Consider the following 20,674-nt stretch of genomic DNA (forward strand, 5'->3'; position numbering starts at 1 on the left):
TTCGGACTATTCCGTTCCGCGCGCGAGTTGCGCCGCGACGTCTATCAGGGGCTCGGGGTGAACCAACAACGCTCGTTGTTCCGGGTTCGCGATGAGGTGAGCGATCAGTCGATGCGCCCCCGCCACCGTCGGCCGCCAGTATCCGCCGACGTGATGGCGGCTCAGCGGGAGCGTGGTGGCCTCCCCATCCACCGTGAGTGTCACCGCCCCATCGTCGGGATCGATGCCGGGATCGCTGAGCATCGACGCCGTCAGCGCACCGAGCAGCAGAGTGCTCACCAGACCGGGCAACCGGAACCGTGTCGTCGGCACGTCGAAAGCGATCTCCTCTATACCATCCCATGGCACGATGCCGAGGCCTTCCGCGCCTTGGCGGATGATCACCGCCTGCGGAGTGAGTCGAAGGTGGTGTCGCCCGGGGTCGCCGACGGCCAGCGCATCCGGGACGACGATCAGAGGCCCATACCGCTTCACGACCCGTCGCCCACGGGCGGAAGCCCCGCCGGGCCTTCCGTCACGAGGATGTGGAACTGTGCCGCGTCGAGGATGCGGATGCCGAGGTCCTCGGCCTTCGCGAGCTTCGATCCCGCTCCCGGCCCGGCGGCGACGAAGTCGGTCTTCTTCGACACACTGGACGCAGCCTTTCCGCCCGCGTTGATGATCGCCTCCTGCGCACCGTCGCGGGTGTAGCCATCAAGCGATCCGGTGGCGACCACCGTGAGTCCTTCGAGCACGCCCCCCGCCGCGACTGCCGCACCCGGCCCGGGGTGGCCCGGAGTCGACCACTGCACCCCTGCGTCGGCCCACTGCCGCACGATCTCCTGGTGCCAGTCGACCTCGAACCAGGCGAGCAGCGAGTCGGCGATGATGCCGCCCACGCCCTCGACGGCGGCGAGCTCGTCGCGCGATGCCGCACGGATCGCGTCGAGGGAGCCGAACCACTGCGCGAGCGCCCGCGCGGCAACGGGGCCGACGTGGCGGATGTTCAGCGACACCAGCAGCCGCCACAGGTCTTTGGTCTTCGCCTTCTCGAGCTCGGCGAGCAGCGTGAGCGCCTGAGACGACGGCTGGGGACCCTCAAGTCCTGACTTCTTCTCGGCAGCGGTGGGGTTGCGTCGGAAGGGTGCGCGCGTCTTGACGATCCCGTCCTCATCCTCCTTCGGGAGCCCGGTCTCGGAATCTCTCACGAAGAGCTCGATGGGTACGAGCTCTTCGAGCGTCAGCGCGAACAGCCCTGCCTCGGTCTCGAGCGGGGGAACGGCAGGTGAGGTCGGCTGCGTGAGCGCGGCCGCGGTGACCTCGCCCAGCGCTTCCACGTCGAGGGCACCGCGGGAGCCGATGTGCTCGACGCGGCCGCGGACCTGAGCAGGGCACGAACGCGCGTTCGGGCACCGGAGGTCGATGTCGCCCTCTTTCATCGCGCGCAGCGGGGTGCCGCACTCCGGGCATTCCACGGGCATCACGAACTCCCGCTCGCTGCCGTCACGCTTCTCGACGACAGGGCCGAGAACCTCGGGGATCACGTCGCCAGCCTTGCGCAGTACGACGGTGTCGCCGATCAGAACGCCCTTGGCCTTGACGACGTCCTTGTTGTGCAGCGTGGCCTGCCGGACCACGGAACCGGCGACGTGCGCGGGCGCCATGACGGCGAACGGCGTGGCGCGCCCGGTGCGTCCGACCGACACGACGATGTCGAGGAGCTTGGTCTGGACCTCTTCCGGCGGGTACTTGTAGGCGATGGCCCAGCGCGGCGCTCGACTCGTCGCGCCGAGCTCGTCGTGCAGCTCGAGCTCGTCGACCTTGACCACGATGCCGTCGAGCTCATGCTCGATGTCGTGACGGTGCTCACCGAAGTACTCGACGAACGCGACGACCTCGTCGACGGTGTGGCAGACCTTCGTGTGCGGACTCGTGGGCAGGCCCCACTCGGAGAGCAGGTCGTACACCTCGCTCTGCGCGGCGACGGGAGGGTTCGTCCACGCGCCGATGCCGTGCACGTAGAGCGCGAGCGACTCGATGCGCAGGAGCCCGGCCTCGAGTTCGAGACCGTTCTTCTTGTCGATCTGCTGACGGAGCCCCCCGCTGGCGGCATTGCGCGGATTCGCGAACGACGGGAAGCGCCTGGCGGCCGCCGTCTGCGCCTTCTCCTCGTCGAACGCCTTCTTGGCCCCGCCTCGGGCCTCCCAGCGCGCGAGAGCATCGGCGTATGCGCGGTCGCGGAAGGCGGCCTGCGCGGCGTTGAGGCGCTCGAACGCCGCGACGGGGATGAACACCTCGCCGCGCACCTCAACGATCGACGGATGGCCCTCGCCGCTCAGACGCTGCGGGATCTCGGGCAGCCGGAGCGCGTTCTCCGTCACGATCTCGCCGACACGACCGTCGCCGCGAGTCGCCGCAGAGGTGAGGACGCCGTTCTCATAGCGGAGGTTTATCGCGAGCCCGTCGATCTTCAGCTCGGTGAGCCACGCGACCTCGCGCCCGGCGGCGGCCCTGGTCTTCGCGGCCCACTCCCGCAGCTCGTCGACGGAGAAGACGTTGTCGAGGCTGAGCATGCGCTCGGCGTGCTCGATCGTCGCGAGACCGGTCGCCTCGGCGGCCCCGACCATCTGCGTGGGCGAGTCCTGCCCCTGCAACTCGGGGTGCAGCCGCTCCAGCTCCTCGAGCCGATGCATCCATCCGTCGTAGGTGAAGTCGTCGACGACCGAGGTGTCGCGACCGTAGTAGGCCTCCTTGGCCTCGAGGATGCGAGCCGTCAGCTCGTCGGCTTCGGTTCGGGCGTCTTCCAGCGAGATGTTCTCCGGCACCCCGCCAGTCTACGAGCGGGCACCGACACCGGAAGCGCCTACGCGCCGACGGGAACCGCCGAGACCGTGGTGTCGATGGTGAACTGCCCGAGTACCCGTGTGCCGACGTAGAGCACGGCGGTCTGTCCCGGCGCGACGCCGTCGAGCGGCGTCTCCGGCGTCACCCGGACCCCGTCGTCCGAGACCACGGCACGCGCGGCGACCGGCTCGGAGTGCGCACGGATCTGCACGTGACAATCGAACGAGGACTCCGTCGGTGCGGCACCGGCCCAGCTGAACCGCTCCCCCGCGATCTGCGCGATCGCCAGGGCTTCCTTGGGCCCGACCACGACGGTGTTCGACACCGGACGGACCTCGAGCACGAAGCGAGGCTTGCCGTCCGCTGCGGGGACACCCAGCTTGAGGCCGCGTCGCTGACCCACCGTGAACGCATGCGCCCCCTCGTGGGATCCGACGACCTCCCCGCTGCGATCGACGATCTCGCCCGTGGCGGTGCCGACCTTCTCGGCGAGCCACCCCCGGGTGTCGCCGTCGGGGATGAAGCAGATGTCGTGGCTGTCCGGCTTCTGGGCGACGGTCAGGCCGCGTGCTGCCGCCTCGGCGCGAACGATCGCCTTCGAGGGGGTGGACCCGAGCGGGAAGTACGTGTGCGCGAGTTGCTCCGCGGTCAGCACGCCCAGGACGTAGGACTGATCCTTGGCGTTGTCGGAGGCACGATGCAGCTCCAGTCCGTCGGCACCGTCCACGAGCGTGGCGTAATGGCCGGTGCACACGGCGTCGAAGCCGAGCTCGATCGCGCGTTCCAGGAGGGCCGCGAACTTGATCTTCTCGTTGCACCGCATGCAGGGGTTGGGGGTGCGCCCCGCCTGATACTCGGCGATGAAGTCGTCGATCACGTCATCGCGGAATCGCTCCGAGAAGTCCCACACATAGAACGGGATGCCGAGCAGGTCGGCAGCTCGCCGCGCGTCGAGGGCATCTTCGATGGTGCAGCATCCGCGACTGCCCGTGCGGAGCGTTCCGCCGGCTCTGGAGAGTGCCAGGTGCACACCGACGACGTCGTGCCCCGCCTCCACGGCTCTGGCTGCCGCGACGGCGGAGTCGACGCCGCCGCTCATCGCCGCAAGTATCCGCATGGGAACAGTCTACGAGCGTGCGCCTGTGCCGGCGCCGGATGCCCGCGTGTACGCGTCAGCGATCGCCGCCAGCACTGCGTCGACATCGGAGTCGGTCGACGTGCGGCCGAGCGAGAACCGGAGAACACTGCGCGCATCGCGTTCGCTCCGCCCCATCGCCATCACCACGTGGGACGGTTCGGCGACGCCCGCCTGACACGCCGATCCGGTCGACGCCGCGACCCCGGCGACGTCGAGGAGGAACAGCAGGCTCTCCCCCACCGCGCCGGGGAAGAGCAGATGCGCGTTGCCTGGCAGACGATCGACCGGGTCACCCAGGAGTTCCGCAGCTGGTACTGCGGCGCGGATCCCGGAGACCAGACGGTCGCGCAGTGCGCGGAGTCGTGCGGCCTCCTCGACCCGCTCGGCTTCGGCGAGCTCGAGCGCGGTGGCGAACGCTGCGGCCCCGGCGACGTCCTGGGTTCCGGCGCGGAGGCCTCGTTGCTGCGCGCCGCCGCGCAGGAGGGCCGTCATGCGCGCGGTACGGGCCGTGACGAGCACCCCGACGCCGACGGGAGCCGCGATCTTGTGCCCGGCGAGGCTCATGGCCACGAGGCCGACTCCCCCGGCCGCACCCCCACGCAGACCACGGAACGACAGCGGTACATGTCCGAGCGCAGCGACCGCATCGAGGTGGAGCGCCACTTCGGCCGTGGCGGCAGCGGCGGACAGCGCTGCGGCGTCGTTGATCGTACCGGCCTCATTGTTGGCGACGAGCGCGGTGGCGAGAGCCGCCTCCGGAAGCTGCAACGCGAACTGCTCCGGCTCGATGCGCGCGCGGTCGGTCACCGGCACCCGGCGCAGTTCGGCCCCGTCCTCCACGAGTGCGGCCACGGTGTCCATCGTGGCGTGGTGCTCGGCTTCGGGCATCACGATCGCCGATGTGCCCTCGGGGCGGGACCGCCACAGGCCCTGCAGCGCAAGATTGATCGACTCGGTGCCCCCCGAGGTGAACACGATCTCGATCGGGTCGGCATCGAGGCTCGCGGCGACGCGCTCGCGGGATTCCTCGAGCAGTCGGCGGGCGTCCTGGCCGGCGCCGTGCGTGGACGACGCGTTGCCGACGGTCTCCGTGGCGGCCAGCCAGGCGTCGCGCGCTTCGGGGCGCAGAGGCGTGGTCGCCGCATGATCGAGATAGTGCCGCATCCTTCGATTCTCTCGCGAAACGCGCCCTGCCGGGTCTGCAGCCATGGAACCCGGTACGCCCTGACATGAGACTGCAACACATCGCGCCTAGTGTGTACTCATGCCCGCGTCCCGAGACCTCACTGTGCCCGGCGGCACCACCCTCGACAACCTCGGCGTCCGTCTGCACGACGGCGTCGGCACCCTGCGCGTCTGGTCCCAGAACGCCTCGTCGATCGAGCTGGTCGTGTTCGATGCCACCGACCTGGACTGGGCGACCGACGAGGTCCCGCTCGAGCGACTGGCCGGAGGTGTCTGGGAGGTCACCACGGAACTCCTGCAGCCGGGCGTCCGCTACGCCATCCGTGTCGGCGGCCCTCACGGCCCCGGAAACACCTTCAACCCGGAGACGCTCCTGCTCGACCCGTATGCGCGCGGTCTCGCCCAGGGCGACGGGTACGAGGAGTGGCGTTCCGTCGTGATCGTCGACGGATTCGACTGGGGCGACTCCCAGAAGCCGCGTATCCCCCTCGACCGCACCGTGATCTACGAGGGACATCTCAAGGGACTCACCAAGCGGCACCCCGATGTCCCTCCTGCACTGCACGGCACGTATGCCGGCCTGGCGCATCCCGCGATGATCGAGTACTTCCACTCGCTGGGCATCACCTCCATCGAGCTCCTCCCCGTGCACGCCTTCGTGCCGGAGCCGCGGTTGCTCGAACGCGGGCTCACCAATTACTGGGGCTACAACACCCTGAACTTCTTCACTCCGCACACCGCTTATGCGACGGAGGACGCGCGCAAGGAAGGCCCGGAGGCCGTGCTCGCGGAGTTCAAGGGGATGGTGCGGCTGCTGCACGAGGCCGGCCTCGAAGTGATCCTCGACGTCGTCTACAACCACACCTCGGAAGAGGGCATCGGCGGACCCCGTTCGAGCCTGCGCGGCATCGACAACGCCGTCTACTACCGTCAGGACGAGGCGGGCGTCTACGTCGACACCACTGGGTGCGGCAACACGCTGAACACCGCGACCGACGCCGGGGCCAGACTCGTGCTCGACTCGCTCCGCTACTGGGCGCAGGAGATGCAGATCGACGGTTTCCGCTTCGACCTCGCCACCGCGATCGCACGCGACGAGTCCCACGCGTACACACCGGAGCATCCGCTTCTGACCGCTATCGCCGACGATCCGATCCTCGCGGACACGAAGCTCATTGCCGAGCCGTGGGATGTGGGCCTCGGCGGGTGGCAGACGGGGAACTTCCCCTCGGGGTGGCACGAGTGGAACGATCGCTACCGCGACCGCGTGCGCAACTTCTGGCTGAGCGACATCGACTATGCACGCCGTGCGTCGGCACCGGTGGGCATCGGGGGGTTCGCGACGCGTCTCGCCGGCTCCTCGAACACCTTCAGCGAGGATCGGGGTCCGCTCGCCAGCGTGAACTTCGTGACCGCCCACGACGGCTTCACCCTGCATGACCTCGTCTCGTACGACGTCAAGCACAACGAGGCCAACGGCGAGCAGAACCGCGACGGCGCTGACACCAACCGTGCGTTCAACCACGGTATCGAGGGGCCGACGGACGACCCGACGATTCTCGCCGCACGTCGCAAGGCCATGCGCAACCTGCTCGGGACTCTGCTGCTCTCCGCCGGCATCCCGATGCTCACCGCCGGCGACGAGGTCGGCCGCACCCAGCGCGGCAACAACAACGCCTACGCTCAGGACTCCGCTCTCACCTGGCTCGCCTGGGAGTTCGAGCCCTGGCAGGAGGACCTGCGTGCGCATGTCTCCCAGCTGATCCGGTTGCGGCAGGAGAACCCCGCGCTCCGCCCGAGTCGCTATGCACGGCTCGGCGAGCACATCCCCAACGCCTCGGTCATGGACTGGTACGACCAGAACGGCGAGACGATGGAGCAGGGGCAGTGGGCAGATCCCGGGAACAGGACGCTGCAGTACGTCGCCGCGTCCACACCCGACACCGAGGCGTACAACCGCATCCTGCTCATCGTGCACGGGACGGAGGCGCCGATCGACGTGCGTCTCCCCGAGGAGATCGAAGGCGCGACCCGCTTCGTGTCCCTGTGGTCGAGCGCTCAGGAGCGGCCCTCCGATGAGGAGGAGGTCTTCGCACCCGGCGATGTGCTGCCGGTGTCCGGAACGTCCATGAGGCTGTTCCGCGTCGAATGAGCCCCGCTCCCGACGCACCACGCGGCGCGCTACCCGCGACCACGTCCGCGCGGTACATTCGGGATGTGGCTGCACGCGCTGGTACCCGGTCCTCGGCTCTCCGAAGCCCCGCTCAGATCCCGACGCGCGTCTTCGTTGGCGCAGATGTTCCGGGCTCCCTCCGCACCACGCGGATCCCCCTGCTCGATCCCAGTCCGGCGGTTCCCGGCGGCTTCGCGCCCAAGGCATTCGTGGGCGAGGTCGTCCCGTTCAGCGTGGTCTCGTTCCGCGAGGGGCACGACATCATCGGCGTGCACGTCCGCCTCACGTCGCCGTCCGGCGAGGAGACCCTCCACCGGTTGACCGCCCGGAACGACGGCACGGACCGATGGTCGGCCGAGATCGCGCTCGATGAGCAGGGCGCATGGCGCTACCGGTTCGAGGCCTTCTCGGACGACTTCGCGACCTGGGCCCATGCCACGGAGCTGAAGGTCGCGGCCGGGGTCGACGTGCCGGTGATGGCTGCGCTCGGAGCAGAGCTGCTCGCGAGAGCCGCTGCCGAGAAGGAGCGTCCCGCCGCGCAGCGAAAGCGTCTGCTTTCGGATGCGGAGTCGCTGGAGGGCGGGGACGGTGCGACGGCGCTCGCGCTTTCCACGGATCCCGGATTGGCCGACCTCTTCCGCGCCCGCCCCCTGGTGACCCTGTGTTCCGCGACCGAGAGACACACACTCAACGTCGAACGGCATGCTGCGGGCGTCGGTGCCTGGTACGAGTTCTTCCCCCGATCGGAGGGGGCGAAGCGGCTCAAGGACGGCACGGTGAAGAGTGGGACGTTCCGCACGGCGGCCAAACGCCTGCCGGAGGTCGCCGCGATGGGTTTCGACGTGGTCTACCTGGTTCCGATCCATCCGATCGGAACCACCAACCGCAAGGGACGCAACAACACCCTCACCGCCGAGTCGGGTGACCCCGGCTCGCCGTATGCGATCGGCTCCGCCGAGGGCGGCCACGATGCCATCCACCCCGACCTGGGTTCGGCCGCCGACTTCCGCTCCTTCGTCCGGGCGGCGCACGGGGCGGGCCTCGAGGTCGCCCTCGACCTCGCACTCCAAGCCTCCCCGGATCATCCCTGGGTGAGCGCGCACCCGGAGTGGTTCACGACCCTCCCCGACGGGACGATCGCGTACGCGGAGAACCCGCCGAAGAAGTACCAGGACATCTACCCCCTCAACTTCGACAACGACCCCGACGGCATCGCGGCCGAGATGCTGCGCGTCGTGCAGCACTGGGTGGCCCAGGGGGTGAAGATCTTCCGGGTCGACAACCCCCACACCAAGCCGCTGCAGTTCTGGGAGTGGTTGATCCGTGAGGTCAACACCGTGGACCCGGATGTGATCTTCCTCGCCGAGGCTTTCACCCGTCCGGCAGTCATGCGTGCCCTGGCCGCCGTCGGGTTCCAGCAGAGCTACAGCTACTTCACCTGGCGGAACACCAAGAGCGAACTGGAGGAGTTCCTCACCTCCGTGTCGCAGGAGACGTCCGACTACATGCGGCCCAATCTCTTCGTGAACACGCACGACATCCTGACCGAGTACCTGCAGTTCGGCGGTCGTGCGGCTTACCGCATCCGTGCCTGCATCGCCGCCACCGCTGGTCCGGTGTACGGGGTGTACGCCGGTTACGAGCTCTTCGAGAACGTGGCGCGGCCCGGCTCCGAGGAGAACATCGACAACGAGAAGTACGAGTACAAGTTCCGAGATTGGTCGGGCGCCGAGGCTCGCGGAGAATCCCTCGCTCCCCTGCTTCGACGGCTCAACGAGATCCGCACCGCCCACCCGGCACTCCGTCAGCTCAGGAACTTCCGGGCGCACTGGAGCGATGACGATGCCGTCCTCGTCTACAGCAAGCACCTGGCCGCCCCGTTCACCGGCACGGGCCACGCGGACACCATCATCGTGGTCGCGAACGTGGACCCGCACTCGGTCCGCGAGACGACCGTGCATCTCGACAGCACCCAGTGGGGCGTTCCGCTCGGCGAGTCGTTCGAGGTCGAAGACCTGCTCACCGGCGCCGTCTGGACCTGGAGCGACCACAACTACGTGCGACTCGACGCCTTCGCCGAGCCGGTGCACATCCTGAAGGTGAGGGAGCGAGCATGAGCTACGCAGAAGATGTCACGGCGTCCACCGAGTGGGAGGCCATCTCTTCGGCCACGCACCACGATCCGCATGCCGTTCTCGGCGCGCATCCCCGCAAGGATGCGGCCGATCGCACGGTGACGGTCATCCGCGTCCGACGGCCCCTGGCCAGCAGCGTGGCCGCGGTCTTCGGCGACGGCAGTCGGCTCGAGCTCGTCCATGTCGCGCACGGCATCTGGGAGGCGCAGCATGTCGGTCCCCCGCTCCCCTATCGCGTCGCCACGCGATACGCGGACCACGACGAGACGCTGTCCGGAGATCCGTACCGACACCACCCGACCCTCGGAGACCTCGATCTCCATCTGATCGCAGAGGGCCGCCACGAACGCCTCTGGGAGGTGCTCGGGGCGCACCCGCGCACCCTGGGGGGCGAACAGGGCGTCTCGTTCGCCGTCTGGGCGCCCAACGCCACCTCCGTGCGCGTCGTGGGAGATCACAACGACTGGAACGGCGAAGCCCATGCCATGCGCTCGATGGGCGTGAGCGGGGTCTGGGAGCTCTTCATCCCCGATCTCCCGCTGGGCACGCGGTACAAGTATCAGCTCCGCACCCGCGAGGGCGCCTGGATCCTCAAGGCCGACCCGATGGCTCTCGCCGCCGAGGTGCCGCCGGACACGGCATCGGTCGTGACCTCATCCTCGTACGAGTGGGCGGACGGCGCATGGATGACCCGGCGCGCCGCGACACACGCTGTCGCGCAGCCGCTGTCGGTCTACGAGATCCACGTCGGCTCCTGGCGCGAGGGACTCGGATACCGGGACATCGCCGAGCCGCTGATCCAGCACGTCACGGATGCCGGATTCACCCATGTGGAGTTCATGCCCCTGGCGGAGCACCCGTTCGGAGGCTCCTGGGGCTACCAGGTCAGCGGGTACTACGCGCCCACGAGCCGGTTCGGCACCCCGGATGATCTGCGGTACCTGATCGACAAGCTGCACCAGGCCGGTATCGGCGTGATCATGGACTGGGTTCCCGGGCACTTCCCCAAGGACGCCTTCGCACTCGCCCGCTTCGACGGCCAGCCGCTCTACGAGCACCCGGACCCGCGTCGCGGCGAGCACCAGGACTGGGGCACGCTCATCTTCGATTACGGCCGTCCTGAGGTGCGGGGATTCCTCGTCGCCAACGCGCTGTACTGGTTCAGGGAGTTCCACGTGGACGGCCTGCGCGTCGACGCCGTCGCCTCGATGCTCTACCTCGACTACTCCCGCGAAGCCGGCGAATGGGAACCGAACATCCACGGCGGTCGCGAGAACCTCGAGGCGATCCGGTTCCTGCAGGAGGTGAACGCCACGGCGTACCGCCTGCACCCCGGCATCATGATGATCGCCGAAGAGTCGACCAGCTTCCCCGGGGTGACGGCACCCACGGATCACGCGGGGCTGGGATTCGGGTTCAAGTGGAACATGGGTTGGATGAACGACTCGCTCCAGTACATCTCCCGCGACCCGATGTACCGGGCGCACCACGAGGGCGAGATGACGTTCTCGTTCGTGTACGCATTCGGGGAGAACTATCTGCTGCCGATCAGCCACGACGAAGTCGTGCACGGGAAGGGCAGCCTGATGGCGAAGATGCCCGGCGACCATTGGCACAAGCTCGCCAACGTCCGCGCCTACCTCGCCTACATGTGGGGACACCCCGGCAAGAAGCTCCTGTTCATGGGGCAGGAATTCGGTCAGCTCGCCGAGTGGTCGGAAGGGCGTGAGCTGGACTGGTGGCTCCTCGAACAGCCGTCGCACGCGCAGCTGCAGGACTTCGTCGGAGCGATGAACCGTGCCTACAGGTCCCAGTCCCCTCTCTGGGCGCGCGACAACGATGGGTCGTCGTTCCACCGCCTCGGTGCACCCAGCTGGGACCCGAACGTGATCGCCTTCGAGCGGCGGGATTCCCATGGAGGCCGTCTGGTCGTCGTGAGCAACTTCGCCGGCGTGGAGCGCGCGGGATATCGACTCGCACTTCCGCAGGACGGCGTCTGGCAGGAGGTGCTCAACACCGATGCCGCCGAATACGGCGGACGAGGGTCAGGAAACCTGGGCATGGTCTTCGCGTCGGGCGAGGATGGTGGCGCCCCCACCGCGACGATGACGCTTCCCGCGCTTTCGACGCTGTGGCTACGCCACCAGTCCGACCCGCACGTACCCACCGTCAGTCACGGATGACGGTGACCCGCCCCGAACCCTCCAAGGGCTAGAACAGCAGCGACGAAAGCCTGTTCCGGGCGGCCACGACTCGCGGGTCGCCCGTCCCGATGAGGCCGAACAATTCGATCAGGCGCTCCCGCACAGGGGTGCGCTGGTCGGACGGCAGCTGCGCGAACAGGTCGAGCAGTCGCGCGAAAGCGTCTTCGACATGCCCGCCGGCAAGATCGAGGTCGGCCACATCGAACTGCGCCTGAACATCGAGCGGTCCCTCCGCGGCCGCTGCGCGCGCCGTCTGCAGATCGAGTCCCTGCACGCGGTCGAGCAGACGCACCTGGCCGAGGCCCGCGATCGCCTCCTCATCGCGAGGGTTCTCGGCGAGGGCCTTCTCGTACGCGCGGATCGCGGCTGTGTAGTCGCCTGCCTCGATCGCAGCGAACGCTTCGGCGTGCAGCGGCGGCAGCTCCGGCTCCTCCGGGGTCGCCGGTGCTTCGGCATCCGCATCGACCGAGAGCGATCCGGTGACGCCGTTCTGTGCGGCCACCTGCAGAAGCTGGGCGAAGACCTCGCGCACCTGCTGCTCCGGCACCGCGCCTGTGAACATCGGTACCGGCTGGCCGGCGATCAACGCGACCACCATCGGGATCGACTGCGCGCGGAAGCTCTGCGCCAGCTGCGGGTTCGCGTCGACATCGACCTTGGCGAGTAGCACCCGGCCCCCGAGCTCACGAGTCACCTTCTCGATGATCGGGCTCAGCTGCTTGCACGGTCCACACCACTCGGCCCACAGGTCCACGACGACGGGAACCGTGCGTGAGAGTTCGAGGATCTGCCCGAACGTCTCGTCGGTCGCATCGACGACGACATCGACCACACCGGGAGCAGGAGCGCCCTCGGGCGGCGACGCCGGGCGGTTGCGGAGGGTCGACAGGTCCACCGCGCCGCGCAGCGCGGACGGAGAGATTTCACTCACTTGATCACCTTCACGGAAAGGAGGTCCTGGTGGACTGCCAGGAGCCTGATCTGCTCCGTCGACCCCTGAGCGGGGACCGAGAAGAACAGCTGGAACTCATAAGTCGTCTCGACGCCCTTCGCGGACTCGGTCGCACCGGTGAGCGCCTTCGCCTGAGCGTTGTCCCCGAACCGGATCACCACGTCGGAAGACACGGGCGTCACCGTCTCGGTATCGGTCAAGGAGACCGCGACGATCGCACCGCTGTCGAGCGTGGTCATCGAGATGGGCTCGTCCGTCGTCGGCGCCATGTCGAATGCCGCCTTCGATGTCTTGGAGGCGCCCTTGTCGGCGAGGCCCTTGACCACGGCCTGCCGACTGTCGGTGATCGACGTCGCGAGGTTCAGCGCCAGATCATCGAACAGGCCGTAGAACTCGCTCTTCTCCCCCGAGTCGACGACATCGGCGAACGCCGGGGCGAGTTCGGCGGGAGGGAGCGTGAGGAACGCGGAGTCCGATGGGACGAGCGACGTACCGAGCCAGGCGGCCGCGACGTCGGGGAACACCGCATCCGCGGACATCTCGGCCATATTGCTGACCTTGTAGTTCGACCACGGGTCGGCCTGGGTCATCGTGAGCACGACGGGCGGCTCGGTGTCGTCGCCCTTGGTCTTCGCAAGCATGAGCACGGTCCTCGGCCACGCGTCGGTCGCCTCCGGAAGCACGACCTCGACATCGTCAGTCGGGATCGCCGCAGGAACTGCCATGTCCGTGAGCTTGGTCCGCAGCGCGTACTCGGTCGTGCGAGCAGCGAGAGCCGGTCCGGCCAGACGGGTGGACGCCAGGTCGAGGTCGAGTGCGGTGTCTGCCTCCACCACCGTGTCGGATACGGACTTCAGGATTCGCTTCGCCTGGGACTCGGTCACGGCCGGCGGCTTCTGGTTGTCCGGAGCGATGACGGTCGGGCTCGGGGAGGGCGACGCAGAGGCATCGCCGAACTGCGGCCAGGAGTCTGCGGAACACCCGGCAGCGAGAAGAGCAGTGAGCCCGAGCGCGGGAATCGCAAGCAACCGGCGACGACGAGCGGGGGTCTTCGCGCGCATCGACGTCTTCGAGTCGTTCTCCTTGGGGTCCACGATCTCCCCCTCTTCGATCTCGGTATCCGCGGTGTCTGCGGAGGGCGTCGGGTCGGCGGAGGTCGGTGTTTCCGCCGAGCCTTCGATCGCCGCGCGCTCCTCCGGAGGAAGCACCGCGATGTCGATCGGCTCGGTCGCAGGAAGCGGGCCGGGGCCCTTGCGGCGCGGCCCACGGCCACGACGCTGGTGGCGGATCCCGAGCACGTACAGGACGAGTCCGATCAGCAGGACGACGCCACCGGCGACCATGAGGGGCCCCGCCAGGGGGGTCGAGGTGTCGAGCGGCCAGGAGACGACGATGTCGTCGGGAGCATCCTTCGTGCCGTCGTAGGCGACCAGCATGCTCGTTCCCTCGGGGAGCTGCATGTTGTCGGCGACGAGGCGGTTCTCTTTCTCGAAGGAGTCCAGCCACAGGTCGGATCCCCGGGGGTCGCGGCCCGTAGCCGCCTCGCCCTCCTCACCTGCGCCGCCGTCCGCCTCGTCCGCATCCTCGGCCGCCGACACGTGCTCGACCGCGAAGCCGCCGTCGTCGTCCACCGTGACGTGGTTGTAGTCGGAGTCTGCGAGCCAGGCCTCCATGTCGGCGGTCCTGCCGTAGCTGCCGAAGATGTCGCCCTGCCCGCGGACGATCAGGGTCTGAACGCCCGGGTTCGTCCGGAGCACGTCTCCATCCAGGAGGACGAACGGCGCTGGCTCCTCGATCTCGACGGGCGTCTGCTGCGAGTCGGGGCCCACGAAGGTGCGCTGGGCGATCCCCGCCCCGATCAGCACGGCGGCAAGAACGAAGGCCACCACGGCCCATACGAAACGCACGAATAGTCTCCTCACGCATCACCGGCATCTGCCCGCGACGCAACACTCGACATTTCAGACTAGCGAAATCAGCTGTGTGTTGCCCACGTACACGTGCAGTGCAGGCTGGACCGGCACGTCGCGCGCGGCGTTGCGCGGCGTCTGGATACCCTTGCTGCAGCCGTTTCGAGGAGTCGTCGCATGAAGATCCACAATCCGTTCCGCACCGCCCTCGTGGCGACGCTCGGCGTGGGACTGGGGATCCTCCTGATCAACAGCGTGGAGACTCTCTCCAGCGTCCTGCTCTACGTCGGCACGGCGCTGTTCCTGAGCCTGGGGCTCGATCCGCTCGTGTCCTTCCTCGAGCGCCGTCGACTCCCCCGCTGGCTGGCCGTGCTGGTGACGATCCTCGCCGTCCTCGCGATCTTCAGCGGGATCGTGCTGATCATTCTTCCCGTGCTCGTGGATCAGATCTCCCAGCTGATCGCCCAGATCACTGCCATCCTTTCGCGAGGGGACCTGATCCCGGATCTCAAGGAGTGGATGCAGGACACCTTCCCGAATCTGCAGGTCGATGTCGTCTTCACCTACGTCACCGACTGGCTGACGACGAACCTCGCCGAGATCGGCGGGTCCATCGGCCAGGGCGTCCTCGTCGCCAGCGGCGCCGTTGTCAGCGGGCTGTTCGGCGCGTTCATCATCCTCATCCTGACGATCTATCTCACCGCCTCGACGCCGTCGCTCAAGCGCGCCGTGTACCAGCTCGCCCCGTCCTCGAAACGCGACCGCTTCATCGACCTTTCGGAACAGATCACCGACTCGGTGGGGTATTACGTCATGGGGCAGGTGTCTCAGGGCGTGATCAACGGCGTCCTCAGCGCGATCTACCTCTCGATCATCGATGCGCCGTTCCCGGCGGTTCTCGCGATCATCGCCTTCTTCTTCTCGCTGATCCCGCTCGTCGGGACCCTGACTGGCTCGACGATCATCGTCCTGGTATGTCTGATCCCCGGGCTCGGGTCGCCAGGGATCGCGATCGCCGCGGCGATCTACTACCTCATCTACATGCAGATCGAGGCGTATGTGATCTCGCCGCGCATCATGAGCCGTGCAGTCGCCGTCCCCGGGGCAGTGGTCGTCGTCGCAGCCCTCGCAGGTGGCAGCCTGCTCGGTCTGCTGGGTGCGCTCATCGCGATTCCGGTGGCGGCGAGCATCCTGATCATCTATCGACAGGTGCTCATCCCGCGGATGAACGAACTCTGAGCGTCCGGCCCTCGATCAGTCCGCCGGCGGCCAGTGCGTGGCGAGGGGCAGCGCCGACGGGTTCACCGCGGCCACGATCTCGGTGAGCACGCGCCGCGTCTGCGTCTCACCGACCCACAGATGCTTCCCGCCCTCGACAGCGATCAGCTGCGCGTGCGGTATCGAAGCGAAGCGTTCCCGTGCCTCGTCGGGCCGCAGGTAGTCGTCCAGCTCCGGCACCAGCACGACGAGGGGGACATCGGTGGCAGCCCAGGCGGCGACCTCTGCTTCCGTCGCCCGATGCAGCGGCGGAGACAGGAGGATCACACCGGCGATGTCATGGTCGCGCCCGTACTTGAGCGCGAGTTCGGTGCCGAAAGACCATCCGAGGAGCCACGGTCGCGGGAGCGCCCGTGCACGGACGAAGTCCATGGCCGCCGCGACATCGAACTGCTCGGCCGCACCGCCGTCGAACGCGCCGTCACTCGTGCCGCGGGGCGATGTGGTTCCTCGCGTGTTGAACCTCAGGACCGCCAGGTCAGCCAGTGCGGGAAGCCTGGCTGCCGCCTTGCGGATGATGTGGGAGTCCATGAAGCCGCCGGCTGTCGGCAGCGGATGCAGGGTGACGAGCGTCGCGACGGGCGGCATGCTCTCCGGGAGGGCGAGCTCTCCGACCAGCGTGAGACCGTCCGCCGTCTTCAGCTCGATGTCCTCCCGCTCGGCGGGAAGCTCCAGCGGCCCTCGAATCTCCATGCTCACGCGATCCTCCAACAGTGTGTGTGCCAGTGTCGGCGCGCGGCGAGATCAGCGGCATCGCCGAGGACGCCGTCAGCCCGCCAAGCGACCAGGTGTGCGGTTCCCGCCACGATCGGCTGCGCACAACCAGGGCAGACGTAGTCCTTCTGGGCCTGTGCGGACGAAACCGGCTGCACGGTCCATTCGTTGCCGCGACGGATCTCGGAGCGCTTCCATCCGGCGAGCAGCCGCTCGAACGAGTCGTCGGCTTCCGGGCGCGCTGGAGGGCGTCTGCGTGAGCGAGGCATCGCTCCTGCTCACCACCAGTGGTTGTTCGTCCAGAAGCTGTAGGCCCCGGCCCAGCTGCCGTAACGACCCGTGGCGTAGCCGGTTGCCCAGCGCAGGTTGTCCACCGGGTCGTAGCCGTTACCGGGCACCTTGCTGCAGGGAAGGGCTTGAACCAGGCCGCACGCGCCCGAGGACGAGTTCGTCGCGTTCGGGTTCCACCCGCTCTCGCGCGACACGATGTAGTCGACGTACTGCCAATCGCTCTGCGCGATCCCGGCGGCGGCCATCCAGTCCGCGGGAGCGCCACCTCCCGAATACGGAGGCAGAGAGCCTCCGGAGGATCCGCCCTGCGAGCCCGTGGAGACAGTGGCTGCCGGCTTGGGTTTCGGCTTGGGCTTCGGCTTCACGTACACCTCGAACGTGCCGCGCTCCACCGGCGTGATGGCAGCACCGCTGACGGTGACCGTGAGGTTCTGCGTGTCGGCGAGAGCCAGCGAATAAGCCGAATCCGGGGTGTCGGACTGCACGGGTTCGGCCAGAGCGACCCCGGTCGGTGCCACGAGTGCTCCCGCGAATCCGACCACGGCGAGAGCGCTGACCACGCTGACCACGCCGCGTCGGCGGGCCCCTCGACGAGAGCCCGTGCGCGCGGATCCGACCCTCGCTGCGGGCATCAGCGAAAGGTCGCGTCGTTGGGGGTTCATGTCGTTTCGGGAGTTCACGATGAAGGACAGTCTACGCAAAGCCGCCTGGGACGACCATCAGGAACTCAGCGAACGGCCAGAATCACGTCGATCGTGGCGTCGAGGAGCGCATCGACCTGCTCCTCGCGGTAGCCGCCCCGCTGCATCCGGAACGCTGCCGATCGCAGCTGCTCGGCGGAGAGCGGGTCGCCATCCCGGAGATAGCGGACGATCCTGGTCGAGACATGGTCGACCTCGTCGATGCGGTAGCCGAACGTGAGCACCCCGGTGCGGGCGAAGCGCCGGCGTCGAGGTCGCGCCAGGTGGTCCAGGATGATCTGCGCGTCGGCTCGCGCCTTCTCGACCCACACCTCGGCTCCCTGCGCGCGCACCACACGCTCGCGCTCACGCGCGGCGAAGGCGTCTTCCACGCGACCGAGCGCCGCGTCGACGTCGGCCACGACATAGCCGCCCTTGACAAGCGGAAAAGACGCCGCGCGCACATCATCGGCGCCCAGCTCGTCGGTACCGGACTCGAACGCTCGTCGAGCGGACGCGAGGAACGCGTCGACGGCAGCACGGTGATATCCGCGCTCGCGCCCGGATGTCAGTGCGAACGCCGGCGGAGCATCCGCCGTCCGTTCCGCGATCTGCTCTTCGTTCATCACAGCACCACCCAGGGAGAGAGGAGGAAGTAGAGGCCGAGCGCCGGGATCGTCGAGGGCAGGATGCTGTCGAGCCGATCGAGAAGACCGCCGTGCCCGGGAAGCCAGGAACTCATGTCCTTGATGCCGAGGTCACGCTTGAGCATGGACTCACCGAGATCGCCCAGTGTCGCCGACAGCAGGATCGAGACGCCGAAGACCACGCCGGCCCACCACGGCAGCTCGAGAAGGAAGATGGCCAGCAGCACGCCGGCGACCAGGGAGGCGAGCACGGCACCGCCGAACCCCTCCCACGTCTTCTTGGGACTGATCTTCGGGGCCATCGGGTGCCGCCCGAACGCGAGACCCGCCGCATACGCACCCGTGTCGGCGGCGACCGCGATGGCGATGAAGCTCAGAACCCACCATTGGCCGCCCTCCTGTTCGAGGAGGATGAGGGCGACGCCGGCGAGGAAGGGAACGTAGACCTGGACGAATCCGCTGATGACCGCATCCGCGAGAACGTCTCCGTAGGTGCGGCCGTCTTTCGCGACCATCTGCGCGATGAGTCGCCAGACGATGACGAACGCGACGGCGACGAAGAGCATGACCCAGGACAGCCACGGCTCGGCGAAGTAGGCCGAGAGCACCAGGAAGGCGCCGGCAACGAGCTGAGGAATGACGTCGATCCGGCGGCCGGACGCCCGAAGCGCTCGGGAGAGTTCGTACACGCCCGGCAGCGCCGCAGCGAGAGCGAACGGCACGAACAGCGCCTTGACGAAGAGCAAGGATGCGAGCAGCGCCGCTCCGAACGCCAGGCCGATCAGGATCGCGAGGACGAGATCACGTCCCGTGCGCTGCTTGATCCGTTCATTCGCCTGATCGATCTGATCCCGTGCATGGGATACGTGGTTCTCGAGCTCGTCCCTCGCCGCCCGCCATTGCTCGCGGATCGCATTGTGGTCCGCCGTATCCAGCGGACCACCGACGACGGATGTCCCGCCGCCCGCCGACGCCGGAAGGGGTGGACGAGGCGGGATGGCTTCCGCATCGAACGTCGGGAAGGCCGCGTCTGCGAGCGGGACGCCGTCAGCAGGCGTGCCGTCACGCGCGTCTCGGCGCGTCAGCGGCTGCCTGTCCTCCTCGGCGTCACGCGTTTCGTCAGACATCCCGACTACACCTCGAGGAGTTCGGCCTCTTTGCGCTTCAGCGCGTCGTCGATGAGGTCGACGTGCTGACGCGTCAGGCCGTCCAGCTCCTTCTCGCCGCGGGTGATCTCGTCCTCGCCGAGTTCGCTCTTGAGCGCATCCAGCTCGTCCTTCGCCTTGCGGCGGATGCCACGGACATGAACCTTCGCGTCCTCGGCCTTGGTCTTGACGAGCTTGACGTACTCCTTGCGACGCTCCGCCGTGAGCTCGGGCATCGTCACACGGACGAGGTTGCCGTCGTTCGTCGGGTTGACACCGAGGTTCGGCATGTCGCGGATGGCCTGCTCGATCGCCTTCAGCGCCGACTTGTCGTACGGCGTGATGATGAGCGTGCGTGCCTCCTGATTCGCGAGCGAGGCCAGCTGCGCGATCGGGGTCGGCGTGCCGTAGTAGTCCACGAGGACCTTCTGGAACATCTGCGGGTTCGCACGCCCGGTGCGCACCGTGGAGAAGTCCTCCTTGGCAGCTTCGACCGCCCGGTTCATACGAGTGGTGGTTTCAGCGAGGACGTCCGCGATCACGGTGGCTCCTATCGTCGGGGTGTTCTGCAAATTCTATCGGGCGAAGCAGTCTCCGCCGTGTCACACACTCAGGCGGTGACGAGGGTTCCGATGGGCTCTCCGAGCAGGGCCCTGGTCACATTCCCCGCCGGCTCCATGCCGAAGACGCGCATGTCCATGCTGTTGTCCATGCAGAGGCTGAAGGCGGTCGAGTCGACGACCTTGAGGCCGCGCTGCAACGCATCGCGATATGTCACGCGCTCGATGCGCTCGGCATCGGCGTGCTTGTTCGGGTCGGCGGTGTAGATCGCATCGACGCCGTTCTTGGCGACGAGGACCTCGTCCGCCCCGATCTCGAGCGCGCGCTGCGCAGCCACGGTGTCGGTGGAGAAGTAAGGGAGTCCTGCGCCGGCGCCGAAGATGACGACCCGCCCCTTCTCCAGGTGACGCTCGGCGCGACGCGGGATGTACGGCTCGGCGACCTGTGTCATCGAGATCGCCGACTGCACGCGGGTGGCTGCGCCGGCCTGCTCGAGGAAGTCCTGGAGAGCGAGGGCGTTCATGACCGTGCCCAGCATGCCCATGTAATCGGCACGGCCTCGATCCATGCCGCGCTGGCTGAGTTCCGCGCCACGGAAGAAGTTGCCACCGCCGACGACGATCGCGACCTCGACCCGATCGACGGCCGCGGCGATGTCGCGGGCGATCTGCGAGACGACATCGGGGCTGACACCCAGCTGCCCCGCCCCGAAGGCCTCTCCGGAGAGCTTGAGAAGGACGCGTCGGCGTCCGGTGCGTTCAGTCATGGGTGGGTGTCCTCTCGTCCCGATTCAAGATAGTGCCTCGTGGGCATGAAGAAGGGGTTCGGATCATGGCGA

17 protein-coding genes are annotated in these 20,674 nt (G+C 67.9%); 4 read left to right on the forward strand and 13 right to left on the reverse strand.

From position 1 onward, the window contains the following. Window positions 1-6 precede the first annotated feature (6 nt). From ACWGO6_RS01185 to ACWGO6_RS01200, 4 genes are read right to left on the reverse strand one after another with little or no spacing between them, the layout of a single operon-like run. Window positions 7-474 carry a hypothetical protein gene (locus ACWGO6_RS01185; RefSeq protein WP_452325638.1) on the reverse strand — a complete coding sequence of 156 codons (468 nt, stop codon included), beginning with the start codon at window positions 472-474 and terminating at the stop codon, window positions 7-9. After that, on the reverse strand, window positions 471-2,804 hold the full coding sequence (ligA, locus tag ACWGO6_RS01190) for an NAD-dependent DNA ligase LigA (protein ID WP_376105675.1): 2,334 nt from the start codon (window positions 2,802-2,804) through the stop codon (window positions 471-473). Before ligA ends, ACWGO6_RS01185 begins: the two co-directional genes overlap by 4 nt. 38 nt (window positions 2,805-2,842) lie before the next feature. Then, window positions 2,843-3,940 (reverse strand): tRNA 2-thiouridine(34) synthase MnmA, encoded by a 1,098-nt coding sequence (mnmA, locus tag ACWGO6_RS01195; protein WP_376105672.1) that lies wholly within the window; start codon window positions 3,938-3,940, stop codon window positions 2,843-2,845. Between the two features lie 9 nt (window positions 3,941-3,949). Continuing rightward, window positions 3,950-5,125 (reverse strand): cysteine desulfurase family protein, encoded by a 1,176-nt coding sequence (locus ACWGO6_RS01200; protein ID WP_452325639.1) that lies wholly within the window; start codon window positions 5,123-5,125, stop codon window positions 3,950-3,952. Between the two features lie 100 nt (window positions 5,126-5,225). On the opposite strand from ACWGO6_RS01200, the gene glgX reads away from it, so the two are divergent. The 3 genes from glgX to glgB all read left to right on the forward strand — a co-directional run bounded on the left by glgX (window position 5,226) and on the right by glgB (window position 11,637). Then, window positions 5,226-7,298, forward strand: a complete 2,073-nt coding sequence (gene glgX, locus ACWGO6_RS01205) for a glycogen debranching protein GlgX (protein WP_452325640.1) — start codon at window positions 5,226-5,228, stop codon at window positions 7,296-7,298. Window positions 7,299-7,363: 65 nt separating this feature from the next. Next, window positions 7,364-9,436, forward strand: a complete 2,073-nt coding sequence (locus ACWGO6_RS01210; protein WP_452325641.1) for a maltotransferase domain-containing protein — start codon at window positions 7,364-7,366, stop codon at window positions 9,434-9,436. Continuing rightward, window positions 9,433-11,637 carry a 1,4-alpha-glucan branching protein GlgB gene (glgB, locus tag ACWGO6_RS01215; protein WP_452325642.1) on the forward strand — a complete coding sequence of 735 codons (2,205 nt, stop codon included), beginning with the start codon at window positions 9,433-9,435 and terminating at the stop codon, window positions 11,635-11,637. Before ACWGO6_RS01210 ends, glgB begins: the two co-directional genes overlap by 4 nt. A 28-nt stretch (window positions 11,638-11,665) precedes the next feature. On the opposite strand, the gene ACWGO6_RS01220 is transcribed toward glgB, so the two are convergent. Then, window positions 11,666-12,589, reverse strand: coding sequence for a tetratricopeptide repeat protein (locus ACWGO6_RS01220; protein WP_136043844.1), 924 nt, complete (start codon window positions 12,587-12,589; stop codon window positions 11,666-11,668). Beyond that, the gene (locus ACWGO6_RS01225) at window positions 12,586-14,517 is read right to left on the reverse strand and encodes a glycosyl transferase (RefSeq protein ID WP_136043843.1); all 1,932 of its coding nucleotides are present in this window, start codon (window positions 14,515-14,517) and stop codon (window positions 12,586-12,588) included. The genes ACWGO6_RS01220 and ACWGO6_RS01225 overlap by 4 nt, the downstream gene beginning before the upstream one ends. A 180-nt stretch (window positions 14,518-14,697) precedes the next feature. Between ACWGO6_RS01225 and ACWGO6_RS01230 the strand changes: the two genes are divergently transcribed. Continuing rightward, window positions 14,698-15,759: an AI-2E family transporter gene (locus ACWGO6_RS01230; protein WP_136043842.1), complete on the forward strand. Its 1,062-nt coding sequence runs from the start codon at window positions 14,698-14,700 to the stop codon at window positions 15,757-15,759. Window positions 15,760-15,774: 15 nt separating this feature from the next. Here ACWGO6_RS01230 and ACWGO6_RS01235 read toward each other — a convergent pair whose 3' ends face one another. The 7 genes from ACWGO6_RS01235 to pyrH all read right to left on the reverse strand — a co-directional run bounded on the left by ACWGO6_RS01235 (window position 15,775) and on the right by pyrH (window position 20,602). Then, entirely contained in the window at window positions 15,775-16,491 is a 717-nt protein-coding gene (locus ACWGO6_RS01235) for an alpha/beta hydrolase (protein WP_452326099.1), read from the reverse strand. Between the two features lie 2 nt (window positions 16,492-16,493). Next, complete coding sequence (locus ACWGO6_RS01240; protein WP_136043841.1) at window positions 16,494-16,781, reverse strand: hypothetical protein; 288 nt, start codon at window positions 16,779-16,781, stop codon at window positions 16,494-16,496. Window positions 16,782-16,790: 9 nt separating this feature from the next. After that, the gene (locus ACWGO6_RS01245) at window positions 16,791-17,435 is read right to left on the reverse strand and encodes an aggregation-promoting factor C-terminal-like domain-containing protein (protein WP_136043840.1); all 645 of its coding nucleotides are present in this window, start codon (window positions 17,433-17,435) and stop codon (window positions 16,791-16,793) included. Window positions 17,436-17,530: 95 nt separating this feature from the next. Continuing rightward, a complete protein-coding gene (locus ACWGO6_RS01250) occupies window positions 17,531-18,109 on the reverse strand; it encodes a DivIVA domain-containing protein (RefSeq protein ID WP_136043839.1) in 579 nt (192 codons plus the stop codon). Beyond that, window positions 18,109-19,257 carry a phosphatidate cytidylyltransferase gene (locus ACWGO6_RS01255; RefSeq protein WP_452325643.1) on the reverse strand — a complete coding sequence of 383 codons (1,149 nt, stop codon included), beginning with the start codon at window positions 19,255-19,257 and terminating at the stop codon, window positions 18,109-18,111. The genes ACWGO6_RS01250 and ACWGO6_RS01255 overlap by 1 nt, the downstream gene beginning before the upstream one ends. A gap of 5 nt (window positions 19,258-19,262) precedes the next feature. After that, window positions 19,263-19,817, reverse strand: a complete 555-nt coding sequence (gene frr / locus ACWGO6_RS01260; RefSeq protein WP_452325644.1) for a ribosome recycling factor — start codon at window positions 19,815-19,817, stop codon at window positions 19,263-19,265. A 68-nt stretch (window positions 19,818-19,885) separates the two neighbouring features. Then, on the reverse strand, window positions 19,886-20,602 hold the full coding sequence (pyrH, locus tag ACWGO6_RS01265; protein WP_017830711.1) for a UMP kinase: 717 nt from the start codon (window positions 20,600-20,602) through the stop codon (window positions 19,886-19,888). Between the last annotated feature and the right edge of the window lie 72 nt (window positions 20,603-20,674).

This window comes from Microbacterium sp. NPDC055665, assembly GCF_053618035.1.

Excerpts from the sequence above, each read along its gene's own strand:
- mnmA (WP_376105672.1), bottom strand. The coding sequence starts at position 3,940 with ATGCGGATACTTGCGGCGATGAGCGGCGGCGTCGACTCCGCCGTCGCG.
- ACWGO6_RS01200 (WP_452325639.1), bottom strand. The coding sequence starts at position 5,125 with ATGCGGCACTATCTCGATCATGCGGCGACCACGCCTCTGCGCCCCGAA.
- glgX (WP_452325640.1), top strand. The coding sequence starts at position 5,226 with ATGCCCGCGTCCCGAGACCTCACTGTGCCCGGCGGCACCACCCTCGAC.
- glgB (WP_452325642.1), top strand. The coding sequence starts at position 9,433 with ATGAGCTACGCAGAAGATGTCACGGCGTCCACCGAGTGGGAGGCCATC.
- ACWGO6_RS01230 (WP_136043842.1), top strand. The coding sequence starts at position 14,698 with ATGAAGATCCACAATCCGTTCCGCACCGCCCTCGTGGCGACGCTCGGC.
- ACWGO6_RS01235 (WP_452326099.1), bottom strand. The coding sequence starts at position 16,491 with ATGGAGATTCGAGGGCCGCTGGAGCTTCCCGCCGAGCGGGAGGACATC.
- ACWGO6_RS01240 (WP_136043841.1), bottom strand. The coding sequence starts at position 16,781 with ATGCCTCGCTCACGCAGACGCCCTCCAGCGCGCCCGGAAGCCGACGAC.
- ACWGO6_RS01245 (WP_136043840.1), bottom strand. The coding sequence starts at position 17,435 with ATGCCCGCAGCGAGGGTCGGATCCGCGCGCACGGGCTCTCGTCGAGGG.
- ACWGO6_RS01250 (WP_136043839.1), bottom strand. The coding sequence starts at position 18,109 with ATGAACGAAGAGCAGATCGCGGAACGGACGGCGGATGCTCCGCCGGCG.
- ACWGO6_RS01255 (WP_452325643.1), bottom strand. The coding sequence starts at position 19,257 with ATGTCTGACGAAACGCGTGACGCCGAGGAGGACAGGCAGCCGCTGACG.
- pyrH (WP_017830711.1), bottom strand. The coding sequence starts at position 20,602 with ATGACTGAACGCACCGGACGCCGACGCGTCCTTCTCAAGCTCTCCGGA.